Genomic DNA, 24,838 nt, shown 5'->3' with positions numbered 1-24,838 from the left:
GCGCTCCGCCGCGGTCATCGCGCCGACGCGTCCAGCGCGCGGTACACGTCGGCCACCAGGTCCTCGGGGTCCTCGGCGCCGACGGAGAAGCGGATGAAGCCCTCGGGCACGGCGTCCCCGCCCCAGCGTCCGCGCCGCTCGGCCGTGGACCGCACCCCGCCGAAGCTCGTCGCGTCGTCCACGAGCCGCAGCGCGTCGAGGAAACGCTCGGCACGCGCGCGCGTGGGCAGGGTGAAGGACACCACGCAGCCGTAGCGGCGCATCTGCCGCGAGGCGATCTCGTGCGAGGGGTCGCCGGGCAGCCCCGGGTAGCGCAGCCCGGTGACCTCGGGCCGCCGCAGCAGCGCCTCGGCGAGGGTCTGGGCCGTCGCGCACTGCCGGTCGACGCGGAGCTGGAGCGTGGCGATCGAGCGGTGTGCGAGCCAGGCCTCCATCGGCCCCGGAATCGCGCCGACGATCTTGCGCCAGCGGCGTACGGCGGCCATGGCCTCGGCGTCGCGGCCGACGACGTAGCCGAGCAGGACGTCCCCGTGCCCGGTGAGCTGCTTGGTGCCGCTGGCCACGGCGAAGTCCGCGCCGAGCTCCAGCGGGCGCTGCCCAAGTGGCGTCGCGAGCGTGTTGTCGACGGCGACGCGTGCGCCCCGCGCGTGTGCCGCCTCGACGAGACGGCGGACGTCGCACACGTCGAGCCCGGGGTTCGAGGGCGTCTCCAGCCACAGCAGCTTCGCGCCGTCGAGGACGTCCAGCTGGGCGTCCTGGCCGGTCGGTGCCGTACGCACCTCGATGCCGTACGCCTCCAGCTGTGCGCGCACCAGGGGCAGGGCCTGGTAGCCGTCGGCGGGCAGCACCGCCGTGTCCCCGGCGCGCAGCAAGGAGAACAGGACGGAGGAGACGGCGGCCATGCCGGAGGCGAACACCAGCGTCTCCACGCGGTCCTGCCCGGCTGCGCCGTCCTGCCCCGGTGCCTCCAGCTCGCCGACGGCCCGCTCCAGCAGCGTCCAGGTGGGGTTCTCGTCCCGGCCGTAGGTGTACGGGCCGCCCACCTCGCCCGGCAGATGGAAGTGGGCGGCGAACACCGGTCCGGGCAGCGTCGGTTCGTTCTTGACCGCTTCGGGCAGGCCCGCCCGCACCGCGCGCGTGCCGTCACCGTCGCCCGCGGGCCCGCCCTCCGCGGAATCACTCATGCCGCCCGTCCCTCCAGGTGCTCGCGTACCGCGGCGAGGAGGCCCTCGCTCGCTGCTTCCACCATCTCAAGGCACTCCTCGAATCCGTCCAGGCCCCCGTAGTACGGGTCCGGGACGTCGAGGTCGTGGCCGGCCGCCGGGTCGTAGGAGCGCAGCAGCCGTACCTTGGCCGCGTCCTCCTGGGCGGGCGCGAGGCGGCGCAGCGCCTTGAGGTGGCCGGTGTCGAGGGCGATGACGAGGTCGAGGCGGGAGAACCACGACGCCTCGAACCGGCGCGCCCGGTGATCGGTGTCGTAGCCGCTCCCCTCCAGGACGGAGACGGTGCGCGGATCGGCGCCGTCGCCTTCGTGCCAGCCGCCGGTGCCGGCGCTGTCGACCTCGACGCGGCCGTCGAGACCGGCCTCCGCGACCCGGGCGCGGAACACGGACTCGGCCATCGGGGAGCGGCAGATGTTGCCCGTGCAGACGAAGCAGACGCGGTAGCTCATCGCCGTCTCAGTCCTCGTCGGGCAGGACGACGTGCAGTGCCCACGAGACGATCGAGATGATCAGGCCGCCCAGGACCGCGGTCCAGAAGCCGTCGACGTGGAAACTCAGGTCGAACTTGCCGGCCAGCCACGAGGTGAGCAGCAGCATCAGGGCGTTCACGACCAGGGTGAACAGCCCCAGCGTCAGAATCATCAGCGGCAGGCTCAGCAGCTTCACTATCGGCTTGACCAGGAAGTTCACCAAGCCGAAGATCAACGCGACGATGATCAGGGTGCCGGCCTTCTTGCCCGTGCTGTCACCGGTCAGGGTGATCTTGTCGAGCAGCCACACGGCGACCGCCAGGGCACCCGCGTTGGCGATCGTCTTGACTACGAAATTCTTCATGTGTCTGATCGTGGCAGACGAGATCGGCTACGAGCAGTGGGGCGAGGGCGGCAACCGCGATGAAGGCATTCCGGCTGGACGAACTTGAGGCGGAACGTGCCGCCAACGAGGGCGCATACCTGCAGTTTCTGCGCGAGCGGAACATGTCCGTCGGGCTGTACGCGCTCAATGCCGGCGAACATGATCCGCAGAAGCCGCACAATCAGGACGAGGTCTACTTCGTCGTGAGCGGCCGCGCCTCCGTCTCCGTCGGCCAGGAGACCACGGAGGTGGCGCGCGGCAGCGTGGTGTACGTGCCGGCCGGCGTCTCCCACAAGTTCCACCACATCAGCGAGGACCTGCGGGTCCTGGTGGTGTTCTCTCCGCCCGAAAGCTGAGGCGCCCTCTCGGGGTTCCCTAGGGGTTCAGTCAGGGGAGGACAAGGGGTGCGGGACCCCCGCCGGCACCCCTGCCGGCTCTAGCATTGAGTGCAGGACATCGATGGAGCCCTGCGCACAGCAGCCGGGCGGAAAGATGAGGACGAGGGCAATGGGAGAGATTTTCGGCGGACTGCCGTGGTGGGTGAAGTGGGTCGCGGTGCCGGTCATCGCCCTGGTCGTGTTCGGCGGGCTGATAGCCAGCGTGGTCGGCTTCGTCATCGGACTGCTCTTCAAGGTGCTGGTCTTCGTGGCACTGGTCGGCGGACTGATCTACGTCGTGCGGAAGTTCATGTCGAGCTCGTCGTCACGAAGCGACTGGTGAGGCCCCTGGGACTCCGGTGACCGGTAACGGGAATCACCGGGTCCCTCGCGCGAGGGAAGTTTTCCGGACAGGCCGTCTCCAGGCGGCTACCGGCCATTAGAGTCCGGAAATCGACGCGGGGAAGACCCCGTCGGCGGCGTACCTTCCCACCCGTGTTCCCCGGCACGGTCTGCCCCTCGCGCTACGGGAGTAATCCTTGGTCACGGTAGACACCGCACTCGCGGATCCCCACGCACCTCCCGCTCCACCTCCGCGACACCGCATCAGGCCCCCGGAACAGCCGGGGCCTTCGACGCAGGAGCGCGCGACGCCGGCGCCCGCCCGCTCGCGTCCGGCCGCGCCACCACCGCCGTCGCGTCCGCACTCACCTCCGCCGTCCCGTCCGGCGGCACCCGCGGAGCCGTCCACGGACGCCTCTTGCGCACCCTCGCCGTCCGCGACCCTCATCGGGTCCGTCCAGCGCGCGATGCGCCTTCTGGAATGCGTCGCCGGGCACGAGAACGGAGCTCCGGCCAAACAGCTGGCCCGCGAGACGGGCCTGGCACTGCCGACGGCGTACCACCTGCTGCGCACCCTGGTCCACGAGGGCTATCTGTGCCGCGACCGGGGCCTGTTCTTCCTCGGTGACGCGGCGGTCCGGCTGAGCAGCGGCGCGGCCCAGCAGAAACGTCGCGGCACGATCGTGGACGCGCTCGCCCGCTGGCGGGACGCGCTCGGTGCGCCCGTGTACTACGCGGTGTACCGGGAGGGCGAGATCGAGGTCGTGTGCGTCTCCGACACCCCGGGCAATCCGGCGGTCGAGGAGTGGGCCGACTTCCGTGAGACCGCACACGCACATGCGGTCGGCCAGTGCCTGCTCTCCCAGCTGGACGAGACCGCCCGCCGCGACCACCTCGACCGCTACCCCGTGCGGCCCCTCACCCCGTACACGGTGCGTGACAACCAGGCGCTGCTGAGGCGACTCGAACGGGCTAATCGGCGGGAACCGGTGACGGAACGCCAGGAGTACGCACTCGGGACGGTCTGCGCGGCGATCCCGATCACCGTGGGCACCGCGGCCGGGACGATGGCCATCTCCCTGCCTGCTCATCAGGCTGATCGGCTGGTGCCGGCGGTCGAGCAGCTCCAGCGCGAGATCGGACAGCTGCTGGGGTCACTGGCGCTCTCTATCAGCATCTGAAAACTCACTCCTTGTGATCTGCTGTGTACTTTCAGCAAGATGCCCTCAGAGGCTGGGGATGATTCCCGGCCGTTCGGTTTCACAAGACGGGGTAGGCGATGCGCGAGTCCGTACAGGCAGAGGTCATGATGAGCTTTCTCGTCTCCGAGGAGCTCTCGTTCCGCATCCCGGTGGAACTGCGCTACGAGGCCTCTGATCCGTATGCCGTACGGCTGACCTTCCACCTGCCCGGTGATGCTCCGGTGACCTGGGCGTTCGGCCGTGAACTGCTCATCGACGGGGTGGGCCGGCCGTGCGGCGAGGGAGACGTACGGGTCTCGCCCGCCGAACCGGACTCGCTCACCGAGGTGCTGATCCGGCTTCAGGTGGGCTGTGACCAGGCGCTGTTCCGCTCGTCCACGGTGCCGCTCATCGCCTTCCTGGACCGTACCGACAAGCTCGTGCCGCTCGGCCAGGAGGGCTCCCTCGCGGACTTCGACGCCCATCTCGACGAGGCGCTGGACCGGATTCTGGCGGAGGAGCAGAGCGCGGGCTGACGGCCGGCGCCAGGCAGCGGCCGTAACGCTTCTGCGCGCGGCGGAGGGTTGCAGGAACGCTTCTGCGCCGGGCCTGTCCGCCGGCGCGGAAGCAGCCGGCTCAGCGCTTGCGGCGCCGGCCCCTGCCCGACCGTGCCGGAGCCGGTGCGGCGGCTCCCGGCGCCCTCGCCGCGACCGGCTCGGGCCCCGGCCGGTCGGCCGCGACCACCACGGCCGCGAGCAGCGTGGTGACGGGTACGGAGGCGACCAGGCCGATCGAGCCCACCAGGGTGCGGACGATCTCCTCGGCGACCAGCTCGCTGTTGGCGACCGTCCCCACGCCGCTCTGCGCGATGGAGAAGAGCAGCAGCAACGGCAGTGCGGCGCCCGCGTAGGCGAGGACGAGGGTGTTGACGACGGACGCGATGTGGTCCCGGCCGATGCGGATTCCGGCCCGGTACAGCTCACGGCGGCCCATCGAGGGGTTCGCCTCGTGCAGCTCCCAGACCGCCGAGGTCTGGGTGACCGTCACGTCGTCGAGGACGCCGAGCGAGCCGATGATGACGCCCGCGAGCAGCAGACCGCTCATGTCGATCGACGGGTAGAGGCCGTGGATCAGGCCGGTGCTGTCGTCCGTGTTGCCGGTCAGGGCGGCCCAGCCGATGAACCCCGAGCCGAGCACGCCGATCAGTGCGAGGGAGAGCAGCGTGCCGAGCACCGCCACGGACGTACGGGCGGACAGGCCGTGGCACATGTAGAGGGCGAGCAGCATGATGGCGCTCGCCCCGACCACCGCCACGAGCAGCGGGTTCGAGCCCTGCAGGATCGCGGGCAGGATGAAGAAGGTCAGCACCATGAAGCTGACGGCCAGCGCGACCAGCGCCATGACACCGCGCAGCCGCCCGACGACCACGACGGCGAGCGCGAAGATGCCGGCGAGCAGCGCCATGGGGAAGCGGCGGTCGACGTCGGTGACCGAGTACTGCAGTTCCTTGGGTGCGGAGGGCTCGTAGGCGGCCACGACCTTCTCGCCCTCGTGCAGCTGCCGCGACTGGTCCGGCTGCACGATCTCGGTGAACGTGCGGCCCTTGTCCTTGCCGGTGTCGACGTGGATCGTCGCCTTCTTGCAGGTGCCCTTCTCCGGCTGCCGGGCGGAGGAGCCCGCGGTGCCGGAGGTGTCGCCCGCCGAGGCCTGTCCGGAGCCGTTCACCGCCGTGCAGCTCACGTTCACGACCTGGGCGACCGTCGCCTGCTGGGTCTGCCGGTCGAATCCCACGCCGGATCGCTGGTGGGCCGGTGCGCCCCCGGGCCACAGCACCACGAGCCCGACCACCACGGCCGCGGCGAACGGGATGAGCACCGCCGCGATGACCTTGCGCAGGTGCCGGGAGACGGGCGCGGCGGGACCGTGGCTGTGCGAGTGCCCGTGAGCGGCGCCGGCATGGCCGCCGTGCCCGTGGCCGCTGCCCTGCCCGCCGGCGTGCCCGCTGTGATCACGGCCGGTACGTGGTCCGGCGCCGTGATCGTGGTGGGCATCGTGGCCGTACCCCTGGCCGCTGTCGGAGCCGGGACCGTGGGGCGGCTCCGGGGATGGGTAGGGGTGCCGGTGTGTCGTGGTCACGGCCCGATCATTGCAAGAACGCCGGGGCCCCCTGTTCAGCTCGCCGGAATTGACGCTAGCGTGGAGACACCTTTGCACACGCGGGAGCTCGGAGCACCGGGCTGAGAGGGCGCTGACCTCCGTCCCTGCGATGTTTCACGTGGAACATCACCGAAGTCGGGTGATGGTCCGACGAGACGTCGACAGACGGATATCGCTGCGTCGACCGCCGAACCTGTTACCGGGTAATGCCGGCGTAGGGAGTAGGTCTCATGACCAACAAGGACGTACGCACGCCTGCCTCCGACCAGGACGCACCGTCCCTTCCGGGCGAACAGTCCGCAGAACAGTCCTCGGAGGCCGGGAAGTCCGTCGGCTGGCACAAGGCGTATGTCGAGGGCTCACGCCCCGATCTGCGGGTGCCGGTCCGTCAGGTGCACCTCACCAACGGGCAGTCGGTCACGCTGTACGACACCTCCGGCCCGTACACCGATCCGCTCACCCACACCGATGTCCGCAGGGGGCTCGCCCCGCTGCGGGAGAACTGGATCGTCGCCCGTGGCGACACCGAGGAGTACGCGGGCCGCCCCGTACGCCCGGAGGACGACGGCATCAAGCACACCTCGCCGCGTGGCGGGCTGCGCAACCTCGACGCGGTCTTCCCCGGACGTCCGCGCCAGCCGCGGCGCGGACGCGAAGGGAAGGCGGTCACCCAGCTCGCCTACGCACGCCAGGGCGAGATCACACCCGAGATGGAGTTCGTGGCGCTCCGGGAGAACGTGGCGCCGGAGGTGGTCCGCGAGGAGATCGCGGCGGGCCGCGCGGTGCTGCCGGCCAACGTCAACCACCCGGAGATCGAGCCGATGATCATCGGCAAGAGGTTCCTGGTGAAGGTCAACGCCAACATCGGCAATTCCGCGGTGACGTCCTCCATCGAGGAGGAGGTCGAGAAGATGACCTGGGCGACCCGCTGGGGCGCCGACACGGTCATGGACCTGTCCACCGGCCGCAACATCCACACGACACGTGAATGGGTGCTGCGCAACTCCCCCGTGCCCATCGGCACCGTGCCGCTCTACCAGGCCCTGGAGAAGGTCGACGGCCGGGCGGAGGAGCTCACCTGGGAGATCTACAAGGACACCGTCATCGAGCAGGCCGAGCAGGGCGTGGACTACATGACGGTCCACGCGGGGGTCCGCCTGCCGTACGTCCCGCTCACCGCGAACCGCAAGACCGGCATCGTCTCGCGCGGCGGCTCGATCATGGCCGCCTGGTGCCTCGCGCACCACAAGGAGTCGTTCCTGTACGAGAACTTCGAGGAGCTCTGCGAGATCCTCGCCGCCTACGACGTCACGTACTCGCTGGGCGACGGTCTGCGGCCGGGTTCGATCGCGGACGCCAACGACGAGGCGCAGTTCGCCGAGCTGCGCACGCTCGGGGAGCTCAACACGATCGCCAAGCGCTTCCACGTGCAGACCATGATCGAAGGTCCGGGACACGTCCCGATGCACAAGATCAAGGAGAACATCGACCTTCAGCAGGAGATCTGCGAGGAGGCGCCGTTCTACACGCTCGGCCCGCTGACCACGGACGTCGCGCCGGCGTACGACCACATCACCTCCGGCATCGGTGCCGCGATGATCGCCTGGTGGGGCACGGCCATGCTCTGCTACGTCACGCCCAAGGAGCACCTGGGCCTGCCCAACCGTGACGACGTCAAGACCGGCGTCATCACCTACAAGATCGCCGCGCACGCGGCCGACCTCGCCAAGGGGCACCCCGGTGCCCAGGAGTGGGACGACGCGCTGTCCGACGCCCGGTTCGAGTTCCGGTGGGAGGACCAGTTCAATCTCGCCCTGGACCCGGACACGGCACGGGAGTTCCACGACGAGACCCTGCCGGCCGAGCCCGCCAAGACCGCCCACTTCTGCTCGATGTGCGGGCCGAAGTTCTGCTCGATGAAGATCAGCCAGAGCATCACGGAGCGGTTCGGTGGTGCGGCGGCTGAGGGGGCCTCGCCCGAGGAGATCGCCGAGGGCATGCTCCAGAAGTCGAAGGAGTTCGCGGCGAGCGGGAACCGTGTGTATCTGCCCCTGGCGGACTGAGCCCCCGGCGCGTCCGCACTCCACGGGCCCTTCCCTCCCCGACGGCGAGGGAAGGGCCCGTGCGGTGCGGCACGGCACCCGCCGTGGGTGGGCGTGGTGGCCGGCGCCTTCACGGCCGGCGTCCGCGCGGGCGCCGTTTCCGGGGTGATCGCCCGGACGGAGAAGACACGCCGACGCCGCTTGCTGCGACGCGGACTGCGGGACGGCTCCGAGGAGAGGGCCCGCCTGCCGGCGCCGTACGGGAGGGGTCCGGCCCGGCGCCGTACGGGAGGGGTCCGGCCCGGCGCCGTACGGGAGGGGTCCGGCCCGGCGCCGTCCTTAGAGGTCGAAGGCGTGCGCGGCGGGCGGGCCGGCCCACCCCAGGGAGGGAGCCGTTCGAGCCGGGCACGCCCACCGCGACGGGCCGCGCGCCGGAGACGACGGCCGGCGCGCCACGGAGCGTCGCGGTGCCGCGCCACGGCGTCGCGGTGCCGCGCCACGGAGTGTCGTGGCTCCGGCGTGTGCCCAGCGGCCGGCCGGTCGTCGCGTTTCCCCCACCGCGGGCCGTGGCGCCGGTCGCGAGCTGTTCGTACGAGTGCGTCCGGGGAGTACCGCCTGACGGCTGTCGGGCTCCATGAGCCGGTTGTCGCGAATGCGGTGGTTCTGTTCCCGCCCGTGCGGGACAGCGGGACAATGACAGCGGGCCAAGCCCCCGGGCCGGATCGTCGCACAGCGACGGTGGCAGGGGGCGAAGGAGGAGTGCTCGATGGCGCAAGGGGAGCGCGACGAACGAATCGCGCAAGCATTCCTGGAGTTGGCCGACACCCTGGTGGAGGGCTTCTACCTGGTCGATTTCCTGCATGTCCTCACCGATCACATGCTCGAACTGCTGGATGTGACGGCGATCGGGGTGATCATGGTCGACACCCGGGGACGGCTGGTGGACGTGACCGCGTCCACGCACACCGCGCACCAACTGGAAGAGGCGCAGATCGAGTTCGACGAGGGACCGTCGAAGGACTGCTGCCGTCAGCACGAGCAGGTCGGCCCCGTGGACCTGACCCGGCAGGCCGCCGCCGAACGCTGGCCACGCTTCACCAAGGCGGCCCGCACGGCCGGATTCGCCGCGGTGGCCGCCATCCCGCTGCGCCTGCGCGAGGAGGTCATCGGCGCGGTGAACGTCTTCCACGCCCTCCCCGTCGGCCTCCACCCGGCGAGCCTGCGCCTGGGACAGGCCCTCGCGGACGCTGCGACCATCGGCATCCTGCACCAGCGCCTGGCCCAGGACCAGGCCGAACGGGTCGGCCAGCTGCAGACCGCGCTGAACAGCCGGATCATCATCGAGCAGGCCAAAGGCGCCCTCGGGGCCCAGCTGGACATCTCGCCCGACATCGCCTTCGACCGCCTGCGCGCCCACGCCCGCAGCAACCGGAGGTCACTGACCGACCTGTGCCGACTCGTCGTCGAGGGCCGCGTGTCCGCCGGGATCTTCGCCACCGCGCAGGATCGCCCGCGCCGCTCGTGACGCTTGTTTCGTGCCGTCCTGCGGCCCGCGCCGCCGGCGCCCCACCGCACTCAGTCAAGGAGCCCCGCGGTGCCCGCAGAAACCCCCGACATCCCCGGCCTGCTGGCCGTCGCCACCCAGGAGGGCCACGGCCTGACGGCGCTCTCGCCCGGAGCCTGCGCGACCGCCCTCGGCCTCGACAGCCTCACCCTCTGCCTGCTCGACCACTCCGGCCTCGAACTCGTCTGGTACGACCCGGCGGACACCGCCGGGGTCGCCTTCGAGGATCTCCAGTTCACCCTCGGTGAGGGCCCCACCGTGGACGCGGCCCGCACCGGTGACGTCGTACTCGTCCCCGATCTGCACGCCGTGCCCGAGGACCGGTGGCCTGCCCTGCTCGCCGCCACGCACCCCAAGCCCGCGCAGGCCGCACATGCCGTCCCCGTCCATCTGGGGGTGGCCCGGCTCGGCGTCCTCACCGGCCACCGCAGTACCGTCGGCATGCTCACCCGCCCCGAGATGAGCGATCTGCTCGCCCTCGCCGAAGGCGTCACGGCGATCCTCACCACGCCCCACGGCATCCACGACATGAGCAGCAGCAACCCGCTGCCGCTGCATCGTGCCCTGATCCACCAGGCGACCGGCGCCCTGACCGTTCTGCTCGGCATCTCCGTGGAGGAAGCCCTCGCGCGCCTGCGCGCCTACGCCTTCACCCACGACATTCCCCTCATGGACGTGGCACACGACGTCGTCGACCACGGGTTCGACCTGGACGGTCTACCCCGCTGACCACGTGAGGGGATCGAGGCGGGCACGGCGCAAGGGGTGTTCGGCCTGCGCTCCCCCGGCCGGCCCCGGCGGACGGTTCCGCTGCGGAGGGCGCAAGCCGGCCGTCACTCCGGCTGGTGTTCCGGGCCTCCGAACTCCGGGCTGGTGTAGTCGGGGCTCGAGAAGCTCGGGCGCGGTCCGGTGGCGCCGTCGTCCGGGCTGCTGAAGCCGGGGCGGTCGTAGCCCAGACTCGGCATACGGCTGGTCGGCGTCCGCGGTGTGGTGCTGTGCAGCGCCGCTGCGGCGCCCGGGTCGGCGAGGGCCTCCCCGAGGAACGGCATGATGCCGCGCTCCAGAAGCGCCTCGCGCCAGGCCTCTCTGGCCAGCGCCACGTCCCCGCGCAGTTCGCCGTACGGCCCGCTCTCCGACGACGGCCTGTTGCGCAGAGCGGTGAGCAGCAGTCCGACGGCGGCGACCAGGATCGCCGCCGCGGTCAGGGCGCCGAACACCCAGCCGGCGGTGATCATGGTCTTGCCGAACACCTGGCCGGGGTCGAGCGACCTGATGACATAGCCGACGAGCAGGAAGATCACCGCGGCTGTTCCGGCGAGGACCGGCGTGAGGACGGCGGCGACGGCGACGGCGCCCGCGCCGGCTGTCTCGGCGGCCTCGCCGAGGGTGGTGGCGAGCCCCATCGCCGGCCCGCCGGGCTCCGAGGAGCCCGCCTCGCGGGTGGACGACGGGGTGGACGACGCCGGCTGGCGCAGTTCCTCGCGCACCTTCACGTAGTGCTGGTACTCGGTCGCCGCGGCCGCCGTGATGAGCGCGGAGGCGTTGAGCGCCATGGTGCGCAGCTGTTCGGCGTTGAGCCGCTGTCCCACAGCGGCCAGTTCCGGGCGGTTTGGGGCGGAGCGCAGCGCCTCGTCGAGGACCCGCTCGTATTCCTGGCGGTCCTCACTCAGCAGGTGCTGCGGAACGCTGTTCATGTGCATCCCCCGATGCTCCGTAGGGCTTGGGGCTCGCATGCCAACGAGCCGTCGGGCAGAAACGGAGGGGAGCCTGCTACGGATAAGCCGATGGTAGAGCGGTCACGGCACGTGGTGACAGGGGGTTTCCAGAAATTGGCCGCCGGCCTGCACCGTTCGTCGTGATTCCTCCTGCGGGAGGTCGCCTGCCCTGTGAACGTTCAGATATCCAGGGGAAGTTGTTGCACCAGTAGCTTTCCGGCCATGGTCACTCCGCCGTCCATCGCGATGGCCAGCCCCTCGGCGTAGACGTGCGGCCCCTCGACCACCGGGCCCGCGCTGTCCTCGCCGTCCTCGGACCCGACCTCGCCCAGCAGGTACGGGATGGGGCTGTGGCCGTGAACGATCCGTGTGCCGCCGTACGTATCCAGCAGGGAACGGACGGCGTCTGCACCACCTTCGTCGCGGAAGGAGAACCGCTTGGTGAACTTGCGGAACAGATCCCAGCACTCGTCGGCGTCGTTGCGCGTGAGCGTCTCGCGGACGGTGTCGTTGACCGCCTCGATCGAGTCGCCGTAGTCGAGGTAGGCGGTGGTGTCCGAGTGGACGAGCAGATAGCCGTCGACCGACTCCATGGCGTCGAGGCGGGCCATCCACTGCAGATGGTGGTCCTGCAGGCGGTCCATGTCGGTCTTCTGGCCGCCGTTGAGGAGCCAGGCGGCCTGGAACGTGGCCGTGCCCGCGCCGGAGTTGACGGGGGTGTCGCCGAACCGCTTGGCGCCGAGCAGCAGCAGCTCGTGGTTGCCCATGAGCGCCTTGCAGTAGCCGCCGGCCGCGGCCGCCTCCGCCGACAGGCGCATCACGAGCTCGATGACGCCGATGCCGTCGGGGCCGCGGTCGGTGAAGTCGCCGAGGAACCACAGCCGGGAGGTGCCGGCGCACCACTGTCCCGCGGCGTCGACGAGGCCCTGCTCCCGGAGGGCGGCGAGCAGCTCGTCCAGATAGCCGTGCACGTCGCCGACGACGTACAGGGGGCCGCTGCCGTCCGTCTCCTGCGGGGCGGCCTGGGGCCCGGGCGCGACGGGCACCTGGAGCGTGTCACCGCGGTTGATGACGGGCAGGTCGCGCTCGGTCGGTGTGTACCCCTCGGGAAGGGCGGTCTCCTCGGGCGGGACGACGTCACCGGGACGGGCGTTCTGGCCGTACGGACCGGTCTCGTGGACGTACGCCGGTACCCGGAAGTCGCGCAACGTCGCCGTCCGTTCCGCTTCGGGTCCCTGACCGGCCCCCTGAGTCATCAGACCCCTCCACCATCGCGCCGCATCTGCACCGCTTCGGACTGCCTGGTCGCAGCGGCCCGCGGTGTCGTGGGCCCATCATAGGAATGCCGATCGCGCCATGTGATGACCCAGGGGTGGTGAATCGGAGTAAGAGTCCAGTTCACCGCGGCTTTCGCCCCGATTGGGCAGGGCTTGGACCGCATGCTGACCGACTCTGCCCTACTCCTCCTCGGGTGATCGCGGCGCACTGACCGTCGTCCGCGGCGGGCGCCGCTGCGAGGAGGTGCGCACGATCAGCTCCGTCGGTATCACCTGCTCGACCGGCCGGTCCGAGTCGACCCCCTCGATCGCGTCGATGAGGAGCTGCACGACCGCCGTGCCGATGCGCCGCGGCTTGAGCGAGAGCGTGGTGATCGGCGGCTCGGTGTTGGCGTACACGGTGGACTCGCTGCAGCAGACCAGAAGCAGGTCGTCCGGTACGCGCATGCCGTAGCGGCGGGCCGCGGCAAGCAGGTCGGTGCCGTTCGGGTCGAACAGGCCGTAGACGGCGTCGGGCCGGTCGGGGCGGGCGAGCAGGCGGTCGGCGGCGACGGCGCCCGCACAGGGGTCGTGCGCCGGGTAGGCCTCGTACACCGGGTCCTGGCCGACGCGTTCGCACCAGCGCAGGTAGGCCGTCGTCGACAGATGCGTGTACGTGTCGGTCGTCGTCCCGGTCAGCAGGCCGATACGGCGGGCGCCGGCGGCGGCCAGATGGTCGAGGATGCCGAGGACGGCGGCCTCGTGGTCGTTGTCGACCCAGGCGGTGACCGGGAGGGCGCCTGCCGGGCGGCCGTCGGAGACGACCGGTAAACCCTGCCGGACCAGCTCGCTGACGACCGGGTCCTGGTCGGAGGGGTCGATGACGACCGTGCCGTCCAGCGCGACGTTGGACCACACGTCGTGGCGCGAGGTCGCGGGCAGGATGACCAGCGCGTAGCCGCGGGCGAGGGCGGCCGAGGTGGCGGCGCGCGCCATCTCGGCGAAGTAGGCGAACTCGGTGAAGGTGAAAGGTTCATCCCCGTACGTCGTCACGGTCAGGCCGATGAGGCCCGACTTGCCGGTACGGAGCGTTCGGGCCGCCGCCGACGGGCGGTAGCCCAGCCGGTCTGCGACCTCGCGGACATGGCGTCGGGTGGCGTCCGGGAGCCGGCCCTTGCCGTTGAGGGCGTCCGAGACGGTCGTGATGGAGACTCCGGCGGCGGCGGCAACGTCCCTGATGCCCGCCCGGCCCGGCCGGCTGCCTCGGCGTGAGGTTTCCGCGCGGCTCACCTGGTGCTTCCCTGCTGCTGTCATGGCGAGCCGATAGTAGGGCTCATGCAGTGGGGTAGGGCGGACGCATATGCACGCGTTGACAGGCACGTTTCTGCAAGGTCATCAGACGTCAACTGCCTTTGAAACCAAGATAGTTGAACGATCCAATGGCACTACGTGACTTGTCTGCACGCATGAGCCTGCCAAGCTCCGGATGTCTCGAAGAGGTCTCAACTCACCTGCACGGGTGATGCGCGCTACGGCGTGAGCCACCGGCGCGTAGATATATGTGAAGGCGCCCCACGATTCGTCTGCCTAAGGGTGGTGTTGCCCCTGATGCGGCTGTGACGGAGGAGGTCCGGCCCAGCTGTACGCACGGACGCCGAATCCTCATAAGGTAAGGAGTATTGGAAGCCGGTGGGTCATGAGGAGGACTGCGGTGAGCGAGACGAGCCCCAAGCTGCGCGCCGAGCTGGAGGGTATCCCCACCTACAAGCCGGGCAAGCCCGCCGCGGCCGGTGGGCCGGTGGCCTACAAGCTGTCCTCCAACGAGAACCCCTATCCGCCCCTGCCCGGTGTGATGGAGACGGTGACGGCCGCGGTCTCGTCGTTCAACCGCTACCCGGACATGGCCTGCTCGGGCCTGATGAGCGAGCTCTCCGAGCGCTTCGGGGTGCCCCTGTCCCATCTGGCCACCGGCACCGGCTCGGTCGGCGTCGCCCAGCAGCTGATCCAGGCCACCAGCGGCCCCGGTGACGAGGTCGTCTACGCCTGGCGGTCCTTCGAGGCGTACCCGATCATCACCCAGATCAGCGGCGCGCGGTCGGTGCAGGTGCCGCTGACCGCGGGCGATGTGCACGACCTGGACGCGATGGCGGACGCGATCACTGACCGGACGCGGCTGGTCTTCGTCTGCAACCCCAACAACCCGACCGGCACGGTCGTCCGGCGGGCGGAGCTGGAGCGGTTCCTCGACCGGGTGCCGGGCGATGTGCTGGTGGTGCTGGACGAGGCCTACCGCGAGTTCATCCGCGACCCCGAGGTGCCCGACGGCGTGGAGTTCTACCGCAGCCGGCCGAACGTCTGCGTGCTGCGCACCTTCTCCAAGGCGTACGGCCTCGCGGGACTGCGCGTCGGCTTCGCGATCGCCCAGGAGCCGGTCGCGGCGGCGCTGCGCAAGACGGCGGTGCCGTTCGGGGTGAGCCAGCTCGCGCAGGAGGCGGCCATCGCCTCGCTGCGGGCCGAGGACGAACTGCTCGGCCGGGTGGGCTCCCTGGTCTGCGAGCGCAACCGCGTGGTCGAGGCGCTGCACGCGCAGGGCTGGACGGTGCCCGAGACCCAGGCCAACTTCGTGTGGCTGCGGCTGGGGGAGCGCACGGCGGCGTTCGCGCAGGCGTGTGAGCAGCACGGCGTCGTGGTCCGGCCGTTCCCCGGCGAGGGTGTGCGGGTGACGGTCGGCGAGACCGAGGCGAACGACATCTTCCTGAAGGTGACGGAAGCGTTCCGCAAGGAGTGGTGAGACCGCGCGGCCGGCCTCAGCCGGCCACGAGTTCCACGCGTACGGGGTCGCCGTCGCGGACCGTGGCGAGGAGCCGGTGGTCGCCGTCGAGGCGGCCGAGGACGTTGCAGGGACTCGCGAGGCGGCACTCGGCGCCTCGCGAGATCGGTGTGGGCCCGTAGGGGAGGGCGAGCGCGTCCCCGTCGGTCCAGAAGGCGACGGTGCCCGCCTCCACGACCTGCCGGGCCGTCGTTTCACGTGGAACACGCACACCCGTGTCGAAGTAGACCTCCTCGCCCCAGGTGCGGGCGGTGGAGGTCATGGGCAGTGCCGTGCCCAGGGACCGGGCGGTCGGGGTGTCGTCGAGGGTCGCGGTGAGGTGGCCGGCGGGCCACGAGATCCGTATCTGCACGAGTGGCAATTCAACAAGATGTTGAACTTGCTGCCAAGACGGGGTGCCGATCGGCCCAAGCGCGACCCCCCTGCGGGCTTCGATAATCAGTGCGTCATAATTGCTTGTGAATGTGAACGCGTTCACAAGCGTGTCCCGGTTGCTCCAGTGATGTGTGTAACAAAAGGGGCAAACTGCCGCTGTACCACGGCGACGTAAGGAGAATGACGACGTGGACCTGGCTCTGGCGCCGGAGACACTGGCGCGATGGCAGTTCGGCATCACCACCGTCTACCACTTCCTGTTCGTCCCCCTGACGATCTCCCTGGCCGCCCTCACGGCCGGCCTGCAGACCGCCTGGGTGCGAACGGAGAAGGAGAAGTACCTCAGAGCGACGAAGTTCTGGGGCAAGCTCTTCCTGATCAACATCGCGATGGGTGTGGTCACGGGCATCGTGCAGGAGTTCCAGTTCGGCATGAACTGGTCCGACTACTCGCGCTTCGTCGGTGACATCTTCGGAGCGCCGCTCGCCTTCGAGGCCCTGATCGCCTTCTTCTTCGAGTCGACCTTCATCGGCCTGTGGATCTTCGGCTGGGACAGGCTGCCCAAGAAGATCCATCTGGCCTGCATCTGGATGGTGTCGATCGGCACGATCCTGTCGGCGTACTTCATCCTCGCGGCCAACTCCTGGATGCAGCACCCCGTCGGCTACCGGATCAACAAGGCCAGGGGGCGCGCCGAGCTCACCGACTTCTGGCACGTGCTGACCCAGAACACCGCGCTCGCCCAGGCGTTCCACACGCTCACGGCCTCCTTCCTGACCGGCGGCGCGTTCATGGTCGGCATCGCGGCCTTCCACCTGTTCCGCAAGAAGCACGTCCCGGTGATGAAGACTTCGTTGCGGCTGGGGCTGGTCACCGTCGTCATCGCCGGCCTGCTCACCGCGATCAGCGGTGACACGCTCGGCAAGGTCATGTTCAAGCAGCAGCCGATGAAGATGGCGGCGGCCGAGGCCCTGTGGGACGGCCAGGACTCCGCGCCGTTCTCGGTCTTCGCCTACGGAGACGTGAGCAAGGGACACAACAGCGTCGAACTGTCCGTCCCCGGCATACTGTCGTTCCTCGCCGACGACAACTTCAACTCCTACGTCCCCGGCATCAACGACACCAACAAGGCCGAGCAGGAGAAGTACGGCCCCGGCGACTACCGGCCCATCATCCCGGTCACCTTCTGGGCGTTCCGCTGGATGATCGGCTTCGGCATGGCGTCCTTCGGAGTCGGCCTGCTCGGACTGTGGCTGACCCGCAAGAAGTTCATGCTGCCGCAGCACCTGCGGGTCGGTGAGGACGAGGTGCCGCATCTGGTCCTGTTCCGCAACAAGGCCCTCAGCCCCAAGCTCGGCCGGCTCTACTGGCTGCTGGCCATCTGGACCCTGGGCTTCCCGCTGATCGCCAACTCCTGGGGCTGGATCTTCACCGAGATGGGCCGCCAGCCGTGGGTCGTCTACGGCGTCCTGCAGACCCGGCACGCGGTCTCCCCCGGAGTCTCCCAGGGCGAGGTGCTGACCTCGATGACCGTCTTCACCCTGCTGTACGCCGTCCTCGCGGTCGTCGAGGTCAAGCTGCTGGTGAAGTACGTGAAGGCAGGACCGCCCGAGCTCACCGAGGCCGACCTCAACCCGCCCACGAAGATCGGCGGCGACACCCGTGACGCCGACAAGCCGATGGCCTTCTCGTACTAGGCCGAGGGAGATCGAGTCATGGAACTGCACGACGTCTGGTTCGTCCTGATCGCCGTCCTGTGGATCGGCTACTTCTTCCTGGAGGGCTTCGACTTCGGGGTCGGCGTGCTCACCAGGCTGCTGGCCCGCAACCGGCCCGAGAGGCGGGTGCTGATCAACACGATCGGCCCGGTCTGGGACGGCAACGAGGTGTGGCTGCTCACGGCGGGCGGCGCGACCTTCGCCGCCTTCCCCGAGTGGTACGCCACGCTCTTCTCCGGCTTCTACCTGCCGCTGCTGATCATCCTGGTCTGCCTGATCGTGCGCGGCGTCGCCTTCGAGTACCGGGCCAAGCGGCCGGAGGAGAACTGGCAGCGCAACTGGGAGCACGCGATCTTCTGGACCTCGCTGATCCCCGCGTTCCTGTGGGGCGTCGCCTTCGGCAACATCGTGCACGGCGTGAAGATCGACAAGAACTTCGAGTACGTCGGGAACCTCTGGGACCTGCTCAACCCGTACGCCCTGCTCGGCGGTCTGGTCACCCTGACGCTGTTCACCTTCCACGGTGCGGTGTTCACGGCCCTGAAGACCGTCGGTGAGATCCGTGAGCGGGCGCGGAAGCTGGCCCTTCAGGTCGGTGTGGTGACCGCCGTGGCGGCGCTGGTCTTCCTGCTGTGGACCCAGGTCGACCGGGGGGACGGCAAGAGTCTGGTGGCCATGATCGTGGCGGTGGCCGCGCTGGTGGCCGCGCTGGCGGCCAACCAGGCAGGGCGCGAGGGCTGGTCGTTCGCCCTGTCCGGCGTCACCATCGTGGCGGCGGTCGCGATGCTCTTCCTGACGCTGTTCCCGAACGTCATGCCCTCGTCGCTCAACGAGGACTGGAGCCTCACCGTCACCAACGCCTCGTCGAGTCCGTACACCCTGAAGATCATGACCTGGTGTGCCGGTATCGCCACCCCGATCGTCCTGCTCTACCAGGGATGGACCTACTGGGTGTTCCGCAAGCGCATCGGAACGCAGCACATCGCCGAGACTGTGCACTGAGGTGTGTTTCACGTGAAACCAATCGACCCGCGTCTGCTCCGGTACGCCCGCGCCACCCGCCGGTTCATGGTGGCGGTCGTCGGCCTGGGGGTCGTCGGAGCGGGCCTGGTCATCGCCCAGGCGATGCTCATCGCCGAGGTGGTGGTGGGCGCCTTCCAGCACCGGATGCCCGTGTCCGGACTCGGCACTCCCCTGCTGCTGCTGGCCGCCGTCGCCTGCGGCCGTGCGCTGGTGTCCTGGCTCACCGAGCTCGCCGCGCACCGGGCGAGCGCGGCGGTGAAGTCGGAGCTGCGCGGCCGGCTGCTGGAGCGGTCGGCCGCGCTCGGGCCCGGATGGCTGGGCGGGCAGCGGACGGGCTCCCTGGTCGCCCTGGCCACCCGGGGAGTCGACGCCCTCGACGACTACTTCGCGCGCTATCTGCCGCAGCTGGGGCTCGCGGTGGTCGTGCCGGTCGCGGTGCTGGCGCGGGTCGTCACCGAGGACTGGGTGTCGGCGGCGATCATCGTCGGCACCCTGCCGCTGATCCCCGTCTTCATGGTGCTGATCGGCTGGGCCACGCAGTCCCGGATGGACCGGCAGTGGCGGCTGCTGTCCCGTCTGTCCGGGCACTTCCTGGACGTGGTCGCGGGACTGCCGACGCTGAAGGTGTTCGGGCGGGCCAAGGCACAGGCCGAGTCGATCCGCCGGATCACGGGCGAGTACCGGCAGGCCACGATGCGCACGCTGCGGATCGCCTTCATCTCGTCCTTCGCGCTGGAGCTGCTGTCCACGCTGTCCGTGGCCCTGGTCGCCGTGACGATCGGCATGCGGCTCGTGCACGGGGAGATGGACCTCTACACCGGCCTGGTCATCCTCGTGCTCGCGCCGGAGGCGTATCTGCCGCTGCGCCAGGTCGGGGCGCAGTACCACGCGGCGGCGGAGGGACTCGCGGCGGCGGAGGAGATCTTCACCGTCCTGGAGACGCCGGTGCCGGCCTCGGGCACGGCGGACGTCCCGGCGGGCGCCATCGCCTTCGAGGACGTGACGGTCCGCTACCCCGGGCGCTCCGAGGACGCCGTGTCGGCGGTGTCCTTCACGGTCGGGCCGGGAGAGACCGTCGCCCTCGTCGGGCCGAGCGGCATCGGCAAGTCGACGCTGCTCAACGTCCTGCTGGGCTTTGTGCGGCCGGCCGAGGGACGGGTGCGGATCGGGGGAGTCGATCTCCGTGAGGCCGACCTGGAGCGGTGGCGCTCGCGGATCGCCTGGGTGCCGCAGCGTCCGCACCTGTTCGCCGGGACGGTCGCCGAGAACGTCCGGCTCGCACGTCCGGACGCCGACGGCCCGGCCGTGGAGCAGGCGCTGGCGGACGCGGGAGCCCTGGAGTTCGTCCGGGCGCTGCCCGACGGCACGGACACCCTGCTCGGTGAGGACGGCGCCGGGCTCTCCGCCGGGCAGCGCCAGCGGCTCGCGCTGGCCCGGGCGTTCCTCGCGGACCGGCCCGTGCTCCTTCTCGACGAGCCGACGGCCGCGCTGGACGGTGCCACCGAGGCCGAGGTCGTGGCGGCGGTACGGCGGCTGTCGGCGGGGCGCACGGTCCTGCTGGTGGTGCACCGTCCGGCCCTGCTCGCACCGGCGGACCGCGTGGTCCGGCTGGACGCTCCGGCGGTTCCGGCGCCCGTGGAGCCCAAGCCGGCCGAGGCGCGCCCGGCCCCGCGGGAGGCGCACGGGACGTCCGTGCCCTACCGGCCCGAAGCCGCCGTGTCCGCCGTGAGCAGCCGCGGTGTGCTGTCCCGTGTCCGGTCCCTGTCCGGCCCGCGGCGCAGCCGGCTCGCGCTGGCCCTGCTGCTCGGCAGCCTCGCGCTGGGCAGCGCCGTCGGGCTCATGGCCACCTCCGGGTGGCTCATCTCGCGGGCCTCGCAGCAGCCGCCCGTGCTGTACCTGATGGTGGCCGTCACGGCGACGCGCGCCTTCGGCATCGGCCGGGCCGTCTTCCGGTACGCCGAGCGGCTCGTGTCGCACGACGTCGTGCTGCGGATGCTCGCCGACACCAGGGTCGCCGTCTACCGGCGCCTGGAACGGCTGGCTCCCGCCGGGCTGCGCCGCACCCGCCGGGGCGACCTGCTCTCCCGCCTGGTCGCCGACGTGGACGCCCTGCAGGACTACTGGCTGCGCTGGCTGCTGCCCGCCGGCTCCGCGGCGATCGTGTCCGCCGGGGCCGTGGCGTTCACGGCGTGGCTGCTGCCCGGGGCGGGTCTCGTGCTCGCCGTCGGGCTGCTGGCGGCCGGAGTCGGCGTCCCGCTGGTCACCGGTGCCGTGGCCCGTCGCGCCGACCGCAGGCTGGCACCCGCCCGCGGGGCGCTCGCGACGCGGGTGACCGATCTGCTCAGCGGCACCGCGGAGCTGACGGTCGCGGGTGCCCTGCCCGCCCGTACCGCCGAGGCCCGGCGCGCCGACCACACCCTCACCCGGATCGCCTCGCGCGCCGCCACCGCCACGGCGCTCGGCGACGGACTCACCTCGCTGGTCTCCGGTCTGACGGTCGCGGCGGCCGCCCTCGTGGGCGCCCGGGCCGTCGCGGACGGGCGGCTCGGCGGCGTGGCGATGGCCGTCGTGGTCCTGACCCCGCTGGCCGCCTTCGAGGCCGTCATGGCACTCCCCCTGGCCGTCCAGTACCGCCGACGGGTGCGCAGGAGCGCGGAGCGCGTGTACGAGGTCCTGGACGCGCCCGAGCCGGTACGGGAGCCGGAGCGGCCCCGGCAGGCACCCGCCTCCCCCTTCCCGGTGGTCCTCAAGGGCCTGACGGCCCGGTACGAGGGGCAGCGGCGCGCGGCGCTCGACGGCCTCGACCTGACGCTCGGCCAGGGGCGCAGGATCGCCGTGGTCGGGCCGTCCGGCTCCGGCAAGACGACCCTGGCACAGGTGCTGCTGCGCTTCCTGGACGCGGGCGCCGGTTCGTACACGCTGGCCGGCGTGGACGCGTACGCGCTCGACGGGGACGCCGTACGGCGGCTGGTCGGGCTGTGCGCGCAGGACGCGCATCTCTTCGACAGCTCGGTGCGCGAGAACCTGCTGCTGGCGAAGAAGGACGCCACCGAGGACGACCTGCGCGACGCGCTCGGGCGGGCCCGGCTGCTGGAGTGGGCCGACCGGCTGCCCGACGGGCTCGACACCCTGGTCGGCGAGCACGGGGCCAGGCTGTCGGGCGGGCAGCGGCAGCGGCTGGCGCTGGCCCGCGCGCTGCTCGCCGACTTCCCCGTCCTCGTCCTGGACGAGCCCGCCGAACACCTCGACCTGCCGACCGCCGACGCCCTGACCGCCGACCTGCTGGCCGCGACCGAAGGCCGTACGACGCTGCTGATCACGCACCGGCTGGCCGGCCTGGAGGCGGTCGACGAGGTCGTCGTCCTGGACGAGGGGCGCGTGGTGCAGCGCGGGACGTACGCGGGACTGGCCGCCGTTCCGGGGCCGTTGCGGCGGATGGCGGAGCGGGAGGCGGAGGCCGAGTCGCTGCTCACACCGGCGTGACCGCGGCGCACGGGCGCCGCGCCCGCAGCTCCCGACTTTCTGCGTCAAACAGGACTTATTACGCTCGGAGCATGTCCGTCGTACCGCTCCCCGGCCCCGGGCGGCCGGCCCCGGGACTCCCGGCCGACCCCGTCGCCCGCGTGCCCCGGCTGCTGGCGGCCATGCGGTCCGTCGGCAGCGGGCTGGAACTGCACTCCACCCTGGAGCGGATCTGCGAGACCGCGGCCGCGCTGACCGGTGCCCGCTACGCGGCCATCGGCGTCGTCGACGCGCACGGGGACGGTCTCGCCGACTTCGTCCAGCAGGGCGTCGACGAGACGGCCGCCCGCTTGATCGGGCGGCCGCCCGACGGGCACAGGGGGCTGCTCGGCGCGCTCGTCCGCGACCCGGAGCCGGTCCGCCTCACGGATCTGACGGCCGATCCGCGCTTTCGGGGCCTCCCCGAGCACCATCCGCCGATGCGCAGCTTCCTCGGTCTGCCGATCCGGGTGCAGGGCGAGGTCTTCGGGAACCTGTACCTGACGGAGAAGCACGGCGGCGGCCCGTTCGACGACGAGGACCTCGACATGGTCCGGGTGCTGGCCACCGAGGCCGGTATCGCCATCGGCAACGCCCGGCTGTACGAGGCGGCCCAGCAGCGGGAGCGCTGGATCGACGGGTCGGTCGCCGTCACCACCGCCCTGCTGGCCGGCGGCGACGCCGACGACGCCCTCCAGGTCGTCGCCGAACAGGCCCGCCGGCTGTCCGGGTCCGCGGCGGGGATCGTGCTGCTGCCCGCCGACGAGGGCGGCCTGGAGATCGTCGCCGTGGCCGCCGACCGGCCGTCGGGGCTGCTCGGCACGGTCGTCCCGCCGCAGAGTGAGGTCGTCGCCGCACTCCTCGCCGGACGCGCCGTGTTCACCGATGACGCGGCCACCGACCGGCGCATGGTCACCGGGCTCGCCCGCCGCTACGGGCCGGCCATGATGCTGCCCCTGCACAGCGACGGCCGGGTGCTCGGGAGTCTCGTCATGCCGCGCGCACGGGGGGAGCACCCCTTCACCGAGGCGGAGCGCACACTCGCGGTCCAGTTCGCCGCGCAGGCCGCGCTCGCGCTGATGATGGCCGAGGCGCAGCGCGACCGGGAACGGCTCGCGGTGTTCGAGGACCGCGACCGTATCGCCCGCGACCTGCACGATCTGGTGATCCAGCGGCTGTTCGCCACCGGGATGCTGCTGGAGAGCGCCCAGCGCGGTTCGGTCGTGCCCGAGGTGCGGGACGGGGTCGGCAAGGCCGTCGACGAGCTCGACATCACCATCCAGGAGATCCGCAGCGCGATCTTCGCCCTCCGGCAGGGGCCCGCCGAGGTGCCCTCCGGGCTGCGCACCCGCGTGCTGCGGGAGATCAACATGGCCGCCGTGCCGCTCGGTTTCCGGCCCTCGCACCGTCTCGTCGGCCCGGTCGACGCCCTGGTCGGCGAGCTGACCGGCAAGAACCTCGTCGCCGCCCTGCGCGAGGCGCTCTCCAACGCCTTCCGGCACGCGGGTGCCACCCGGATCGACGTCGTCGTGGACGCGACCGCGATCCTGCCGGACGGCCGCCGCGGCGTACGCCTGACCGTGGCGGACGACGGCGTCGGCATTCCCGAGGGCGGCCGGCGCAGCGGCCTGAGCAACCTGAAGCGGCGCGCCGAGTCCCTGGGCGGCGACGCCGGACACGGTCCCGGGCTCGGCGGGAACGGCGGCGGTACGACGGTGGTGTGGCAGGCGCCCTACTGAACCACCCGCGCCGCCCTGTCCGGGGCGGGCGGCCCCGGTGGGCCGGGTGGCGCTACGGGCGGGCGGCCAGCATCCGCTCGATCACGACCGCCACACCGTCGTCGTTGTTGGCGACCGTGCGCCCGGAGGCGGCGGCGACGACGTCCGGGTGCGCGTTGCCCATCGCGAACGACCGGCCCGCCCAGGTCAGCATCTCGACGTCGTTCGGCATGTCCCCGAAGGCGACGACCTCCTCGTACGAGATGCCGCGCTCGGCGCAGCACAGCGCGAGCGTGCTGGCCTTGGACACGCCGGGGCCGCTGATCTCCAGCAGGGCGCTGGGGCTGGAGCGGGTGACGTTGGCCCGGTCGGCGACGGCGAGCCGGGCCGTCGCGAGGAAGGCGTCCGGGTCGAGGGACGGGTGGTAGGCGAGGATCTTGAGCACCGGCTCGGCGCCGCCCGGACCGTCCGGCGCCAGCAGCTCCTCGGCCCGCGCGAGGTGGTCCGGGGTCTCCATGTGCATCTTCGGGTAGTCCGGCTCCTGGTGGAAGCCGTAGGTCTGCTCCACCGCGTACATGGTGCCGGGAGCCGCGTCGCGCAGCAGCCGTACGGCGTCCAGCGCGTTGTCCCGCGCCAGCTCGCGCACCTTCACGAACCGGTGGGCGCCGGGGCCGCCGTGCAGGTCGACCACGGCCGCGCCGTTGCCGCAGATCGCGAGGCCGTGGCCGTGCACGTGGTCGCTGACGACGTCCATCCAGCGGGCCGGCCGGCCGGTGACGAAGAAGACCTCGATGCCGGCCTGCTCGGCGGCCGCGAGGGCGGCGACCGTACGGGGGGAGACCGACTTGTCGTCGCGCAGGAGCGTGCCGTCGAGATCGGTGGCTATGAGCCGCGGCGGGACGGCCGGGGCCGGGGTCTCGGGCTGTCGAGTCGCTGAGGTCACCGGGCCATTCTCCCGCAT

The 24,838-nt window shown here is 71.2% G+C and carries 21 protein-coding genes and 1 riboswitch; of the genes, 12 read left to right on the top strand and 9 right to left on the bottom strand.

Annotated features, from left to right (window positions below):
- Window positions 1–14 precede the first annotated feature (14 nt).
- Genes ACIRPX_RS22695 through ACIRPX_RS22685 form a run of 3 tightly spaced genes read right to left on the bottom strand, consistent with a single transcriptional unit; the run spans window position 15 to window position 2,057 of the window.
- Complete coding sequence (locus ACIRPX_RS22695; protein ID WP_404197423.1) at window positions 15–1,184, bottom strand: cystathionine gamma-lyase; 1,170 nt, start codon at window positions 1,182–1,184, stop codon at window positions 15–17.
- Window positions 1,181–1,672, bottom strand: a complete 492-nt coding sequence (locus ACIRPX_RS22690; RefSeq protein ID WP_404197420.1) for a low molecular weight protein-tyrosine-phosphatase — start codon at window positions 1,670–1,672, stop codon at window positions 1,181–1,183. Before ACIRPX_RS22690 ends, ACIRPX_RS22695 begins: the two co-directional genes overlap by 4 nt.
- Before the next feature lie 7 nt (window positions 1,673–1,679).
- A complete protein-coding gene (locus tag ACIRPX_RS22685; protein ID WP_404197418.1) occupies window positions 1,680–2,057 on the bottom strand; it encodes a phage holin family protein in 378 nt (125 codons plus the stop codon).
- A 59-nt stretch (window positions 2,058–2,116) separates the two neighbouring features.
- Between ACIRPX_RS22685 and ACIRPX_RS22680 the strand changes: the two genes are divergently transcribed.
- The 4 genes from ACIRPX_RS22680 (at window position 2,117) to ACIRPX_RS22665 (ending at window position 4,514) form a co-directional block, all read left to right on the top strand.
- On the top strand, window positions 2,117–2,434 hold the full coding sequence (locus tag ACIRPX_RS22680) for a cupin domain-containing protein (RefSeq protein ID WP_404197416.1): 318 nt from the start codon (window positions 2,117–2,119) through the stop codon (window positions 2,432–2,434).
- A gap of 151 nt (window positions 2,435–2,585) precedes the next feature.
- Window positions 2,586–2,798 carry a DUF5326 family protein gene (locus ACIRPX_RS22675; RefSeq protein WP_393866393.1) on the top strand — a complete coding sequence of 71 codons (213 nt, stop codon included), beginning with the start codon at window positions 2,586–2,588 and terminating at the stop codon, window positions 2,796–2,798.
- Between the two features lie 445 nt (window positions 2,799–3,243).
- Window positions 3,244–3,978, top strand: a complete 735-nt coding sequence (locus ACIRPX_RS22670; RefSeq protein ID WP_404197707.1) for an IclR family transcriptional regulator — start codon at window positions 3,244–3,246, stop codon at window positions 3,976–3,978.
- Window positions 3,979–4,076: 98 nt separating this feature from the next.
- The gene (locus ACIRPX_RS22665; protein ID WP_404197414.1) at window positions 4,077–4,514 is read left to right on the top strand and encodes an SsgA family sporulation/cell division regulator; all 438 of its coding nucleotides are present in this window, start codon (window positions 4,077–4,079) and stop codon (window positions 4,512–4,514) included.
- A 100-nt stretch (window positions 4,515–4,614) separates the two neighbouring features.
- Here the strand turns inward: ACIRPX_RS22665 and ACIRPX_RS22660 are convergent, their stop codons facing one another.
- Complete coding sequence (locus tag ACIRPX_RS22660; protein WP_404197411.1) at window positions 4,615–6,114, bottom strand: YibE/F family protein; 1,500 nt, start codon at window positions 6,112–6,114, stop codon at window positions 4,615–4,617.
- Window positions 6,115–6,184: 70 nt separating this feature from the next.
- A riboswitch (TPP riboswitch) is annotated at window positions 6,185–6,373 on the top strand.
- On the opposite strand from ACIRPX_RS22660, the gene thiC reads away from it, so the two are divergent.
- From thiC to ACIRPX_RS22645, 3 genes are all read left to right on the top strand, one after another.
- Window positions 6,366–8,198 (top strand): phosphomethylpyrimidine synthase ThiC, encoded by a 1,833-nt coding sequence (gene thiC / locus ACIRPX_RS22655; RefSeq protein WP_404197408.1) that lies wholly within the window; start codon window positions 6,366–6,368, stop codon window positions 8,196–8,198. Its footprint overlaps the riboswitch before it by 8 nt.
- A 745-nt stretch (window positions 8,199–8,943) precedes the next feature.
- Window positions 8,944–9,702, top strand: a complete 759-nt coding sequence (locus ACIRPX_RS22650) for an ANTAR domain-containing protein (RefSeq protein WP_404197406.1) — start codon at window positions 8,944–8,946, stop codon at window positions 9,700–9,702.
- A gap of 69 nt (window positions 9,703–9,771) precedes the next feature.
- The gene (locus tag ACIRPX_RS22645; protein WP_404197403.1) at window positions 9,772–10,470 is read left to right on the top strand and encodes a GAF and ANTAR domain-containing protein; all 699 of its coding nucleotides are present in this window, start codon (window positions 9,772–9,774) and stop codon (window positions 10,468–10,470) included.
- A 104-nt stretch (window positions 10,471–10,574) separates the two neighbouring features.
- Here ACIRPX_RS22645 and ACIRPX_RS22640 read toward each other — a convergent pair whose 3' ends face one another.
- The 3 genes from ACIRPX_RS22640 to ACIRPX_RS22630 all read right to left on the bottom strand — a co-directional run bounded on the left by ACIRPX_RS22640 (window position 10,575) and on the right by ACIRPX_RS22630 (window position 14,026).
- The gene (locus tag ACIRPX_RS22640; protein ID WP_404197400.1) at window positions 10,575–11,441 is read right to left on the bottom strand and encodes a hypothetical protein; all 867 of its coding nucleotides are present in this window, start codon (window positions 11,439–11,441) and stop codon (window positions 10,575–10,577) included.
- A gap of 194 nt (window positions 11,442–11,635) precedes the next feature.
- Complete coding sequence (locus ACIRPX_RS22635; protein ID WP_404197398.1) at window positions 11,636–12,712, bottom strand: metallophosphoesterase; 1,077 nt, start codon at window positions 12,710–12,712, stop codon at window positions 11,636–11,638.
- 201 nt (window positions 12,713–12,913) lie between these two features.
- A complete protein-coding gene (locus ACIRPX_RS22630; protein WP_404197395.1) occupies window positions 12,914–14,026 on the bottom strand; it encodes a LacI family DNA-binding transcriptional regulator in 1,113 nt (370 codons plus the stop codon).
- 397 nt (window positions 14,027–14,423) lie between these two features.
- Here ACIRPX_RS22630 and hisC point away from each other — a divergent pair, with 397 nt between their 5' ends.
- On the top strand, window positions 14,424–15,503 hold the full coding sequence (gene hisC / locus ACIRPX_RS22625) for a histidinol-phosphate transaminase (protein ID WP_404197392.1): 1,080 nt from the start codon (window positions 14,424–14,426) through the stop codon (window positions 15,501–15,503).
- A gap of 16 nt (window positions 15,504–15,519) precedes the next feature.
- Here the strand turns inward: hisC and ACIRPX_RS22620 are convergent, their stop codons facing one another.
- Complete coding sequence (locus tag ACIRPX_RS22620) at window positions 15,520–15,894, bottom strand: cyclophilin-like fold protein (protein WP_404197389.1); 375 nt, start codon at window positions 15,892–15,894, stop codon at window positions 15,520–15,522.
- 211 nt (window positions 15,895–16,105) lie between these two features.
- Here ACIRPX_RS22620 and ACIRPX_RS22615 point away from each other — a divergent pair, with 211 nt between their 5' ends.
- From ACIRPX_RS22615 to ACIRPX_RS22600, 4 genes are all read left to right on the top strand, one after another.
- Window positions 16,106–17,614 (top strand): cytochrome ubiquinol oxidase subunit I, encoded by a 1,509-nt coding sequence (locus tag ACIRPX_RS22615; protein WP_404197386.1) that lies wholly within the window; start codon window positions 16,106–16,108, stop codon window positions 17,612–17,614.
- A gap of 18 nt (window positions 17,615–17,632) precedes the next feature.
- A complete protein-coding gene (gene cydB / locus ACIRPX_RS22610; protein WP_404197383.1) occupies window positions 17,633–18,637 on the top strand; it encodes a cytochrome d ubiquinol oxidase subunit II in 1,005 nt (334 codons plus the stop codon).
- A 12-nt stretch (window positions 18,638–18,649) separates the two neighbouring features.
- Entirely contained in the window at window positions 18,650–22,141 is a 3,492-nt protein-coding gene (gene cydD / locus ACIRPX_RS22605) for a thiol reductant ABC exporter subunit CydD (RefSeq protein WP_404197380.1), read from the top strand.
- 71 nt (window positions 22,142–22,212) lie between these two features.
- The gene (locus ACIRPX_RS22600; RefSeq protein WP_404197378.1) at window positions 22,213–23,898 is read left to right on the top strand and encodes a GAF domain-containing sensor histidine kinase; all 1,686 of its coding nucleotides are present in this window, start codon (window positions 22,213–22,215) and stop codon (window positions 23,896–23,898) included.
- A 52-nt stretch (window positions 23,899–23,950) separates the two neighbouring features.
- Here ACIRPX_RS22600 and ACIRPX_RS22595 read toward each other — a convergent pair whose 3' ends face one another.
- Entirely contained in the window at window positions 23,951–24,820 is an 870-nt protein-coding gene (locus ACIRPX_RS22595; RefSeq protein WP_404197375.1) for a Cof-type HAD-IIB family hydrolase, read from the bottom strand.
- Window positions 24,821–24,838 lie beyond the last annotated feature (18 nt).

The sequence above is a fragment of the Streptomyces sp. NPDC101225 genome, from assembly GCF_044767585.1.
In the GTDB taxonomy this organism is placed as follows: Bacteria; Actinomycetota; Actinomycetes; order Streptomycetales; family Streptomycetaceae; genus Streptomyces.
The sequence above is the reverse complement of the archived record's forward strand: the minus strand, read 5'-3'. Positions and strand labels throughout refer to the sequence as shown.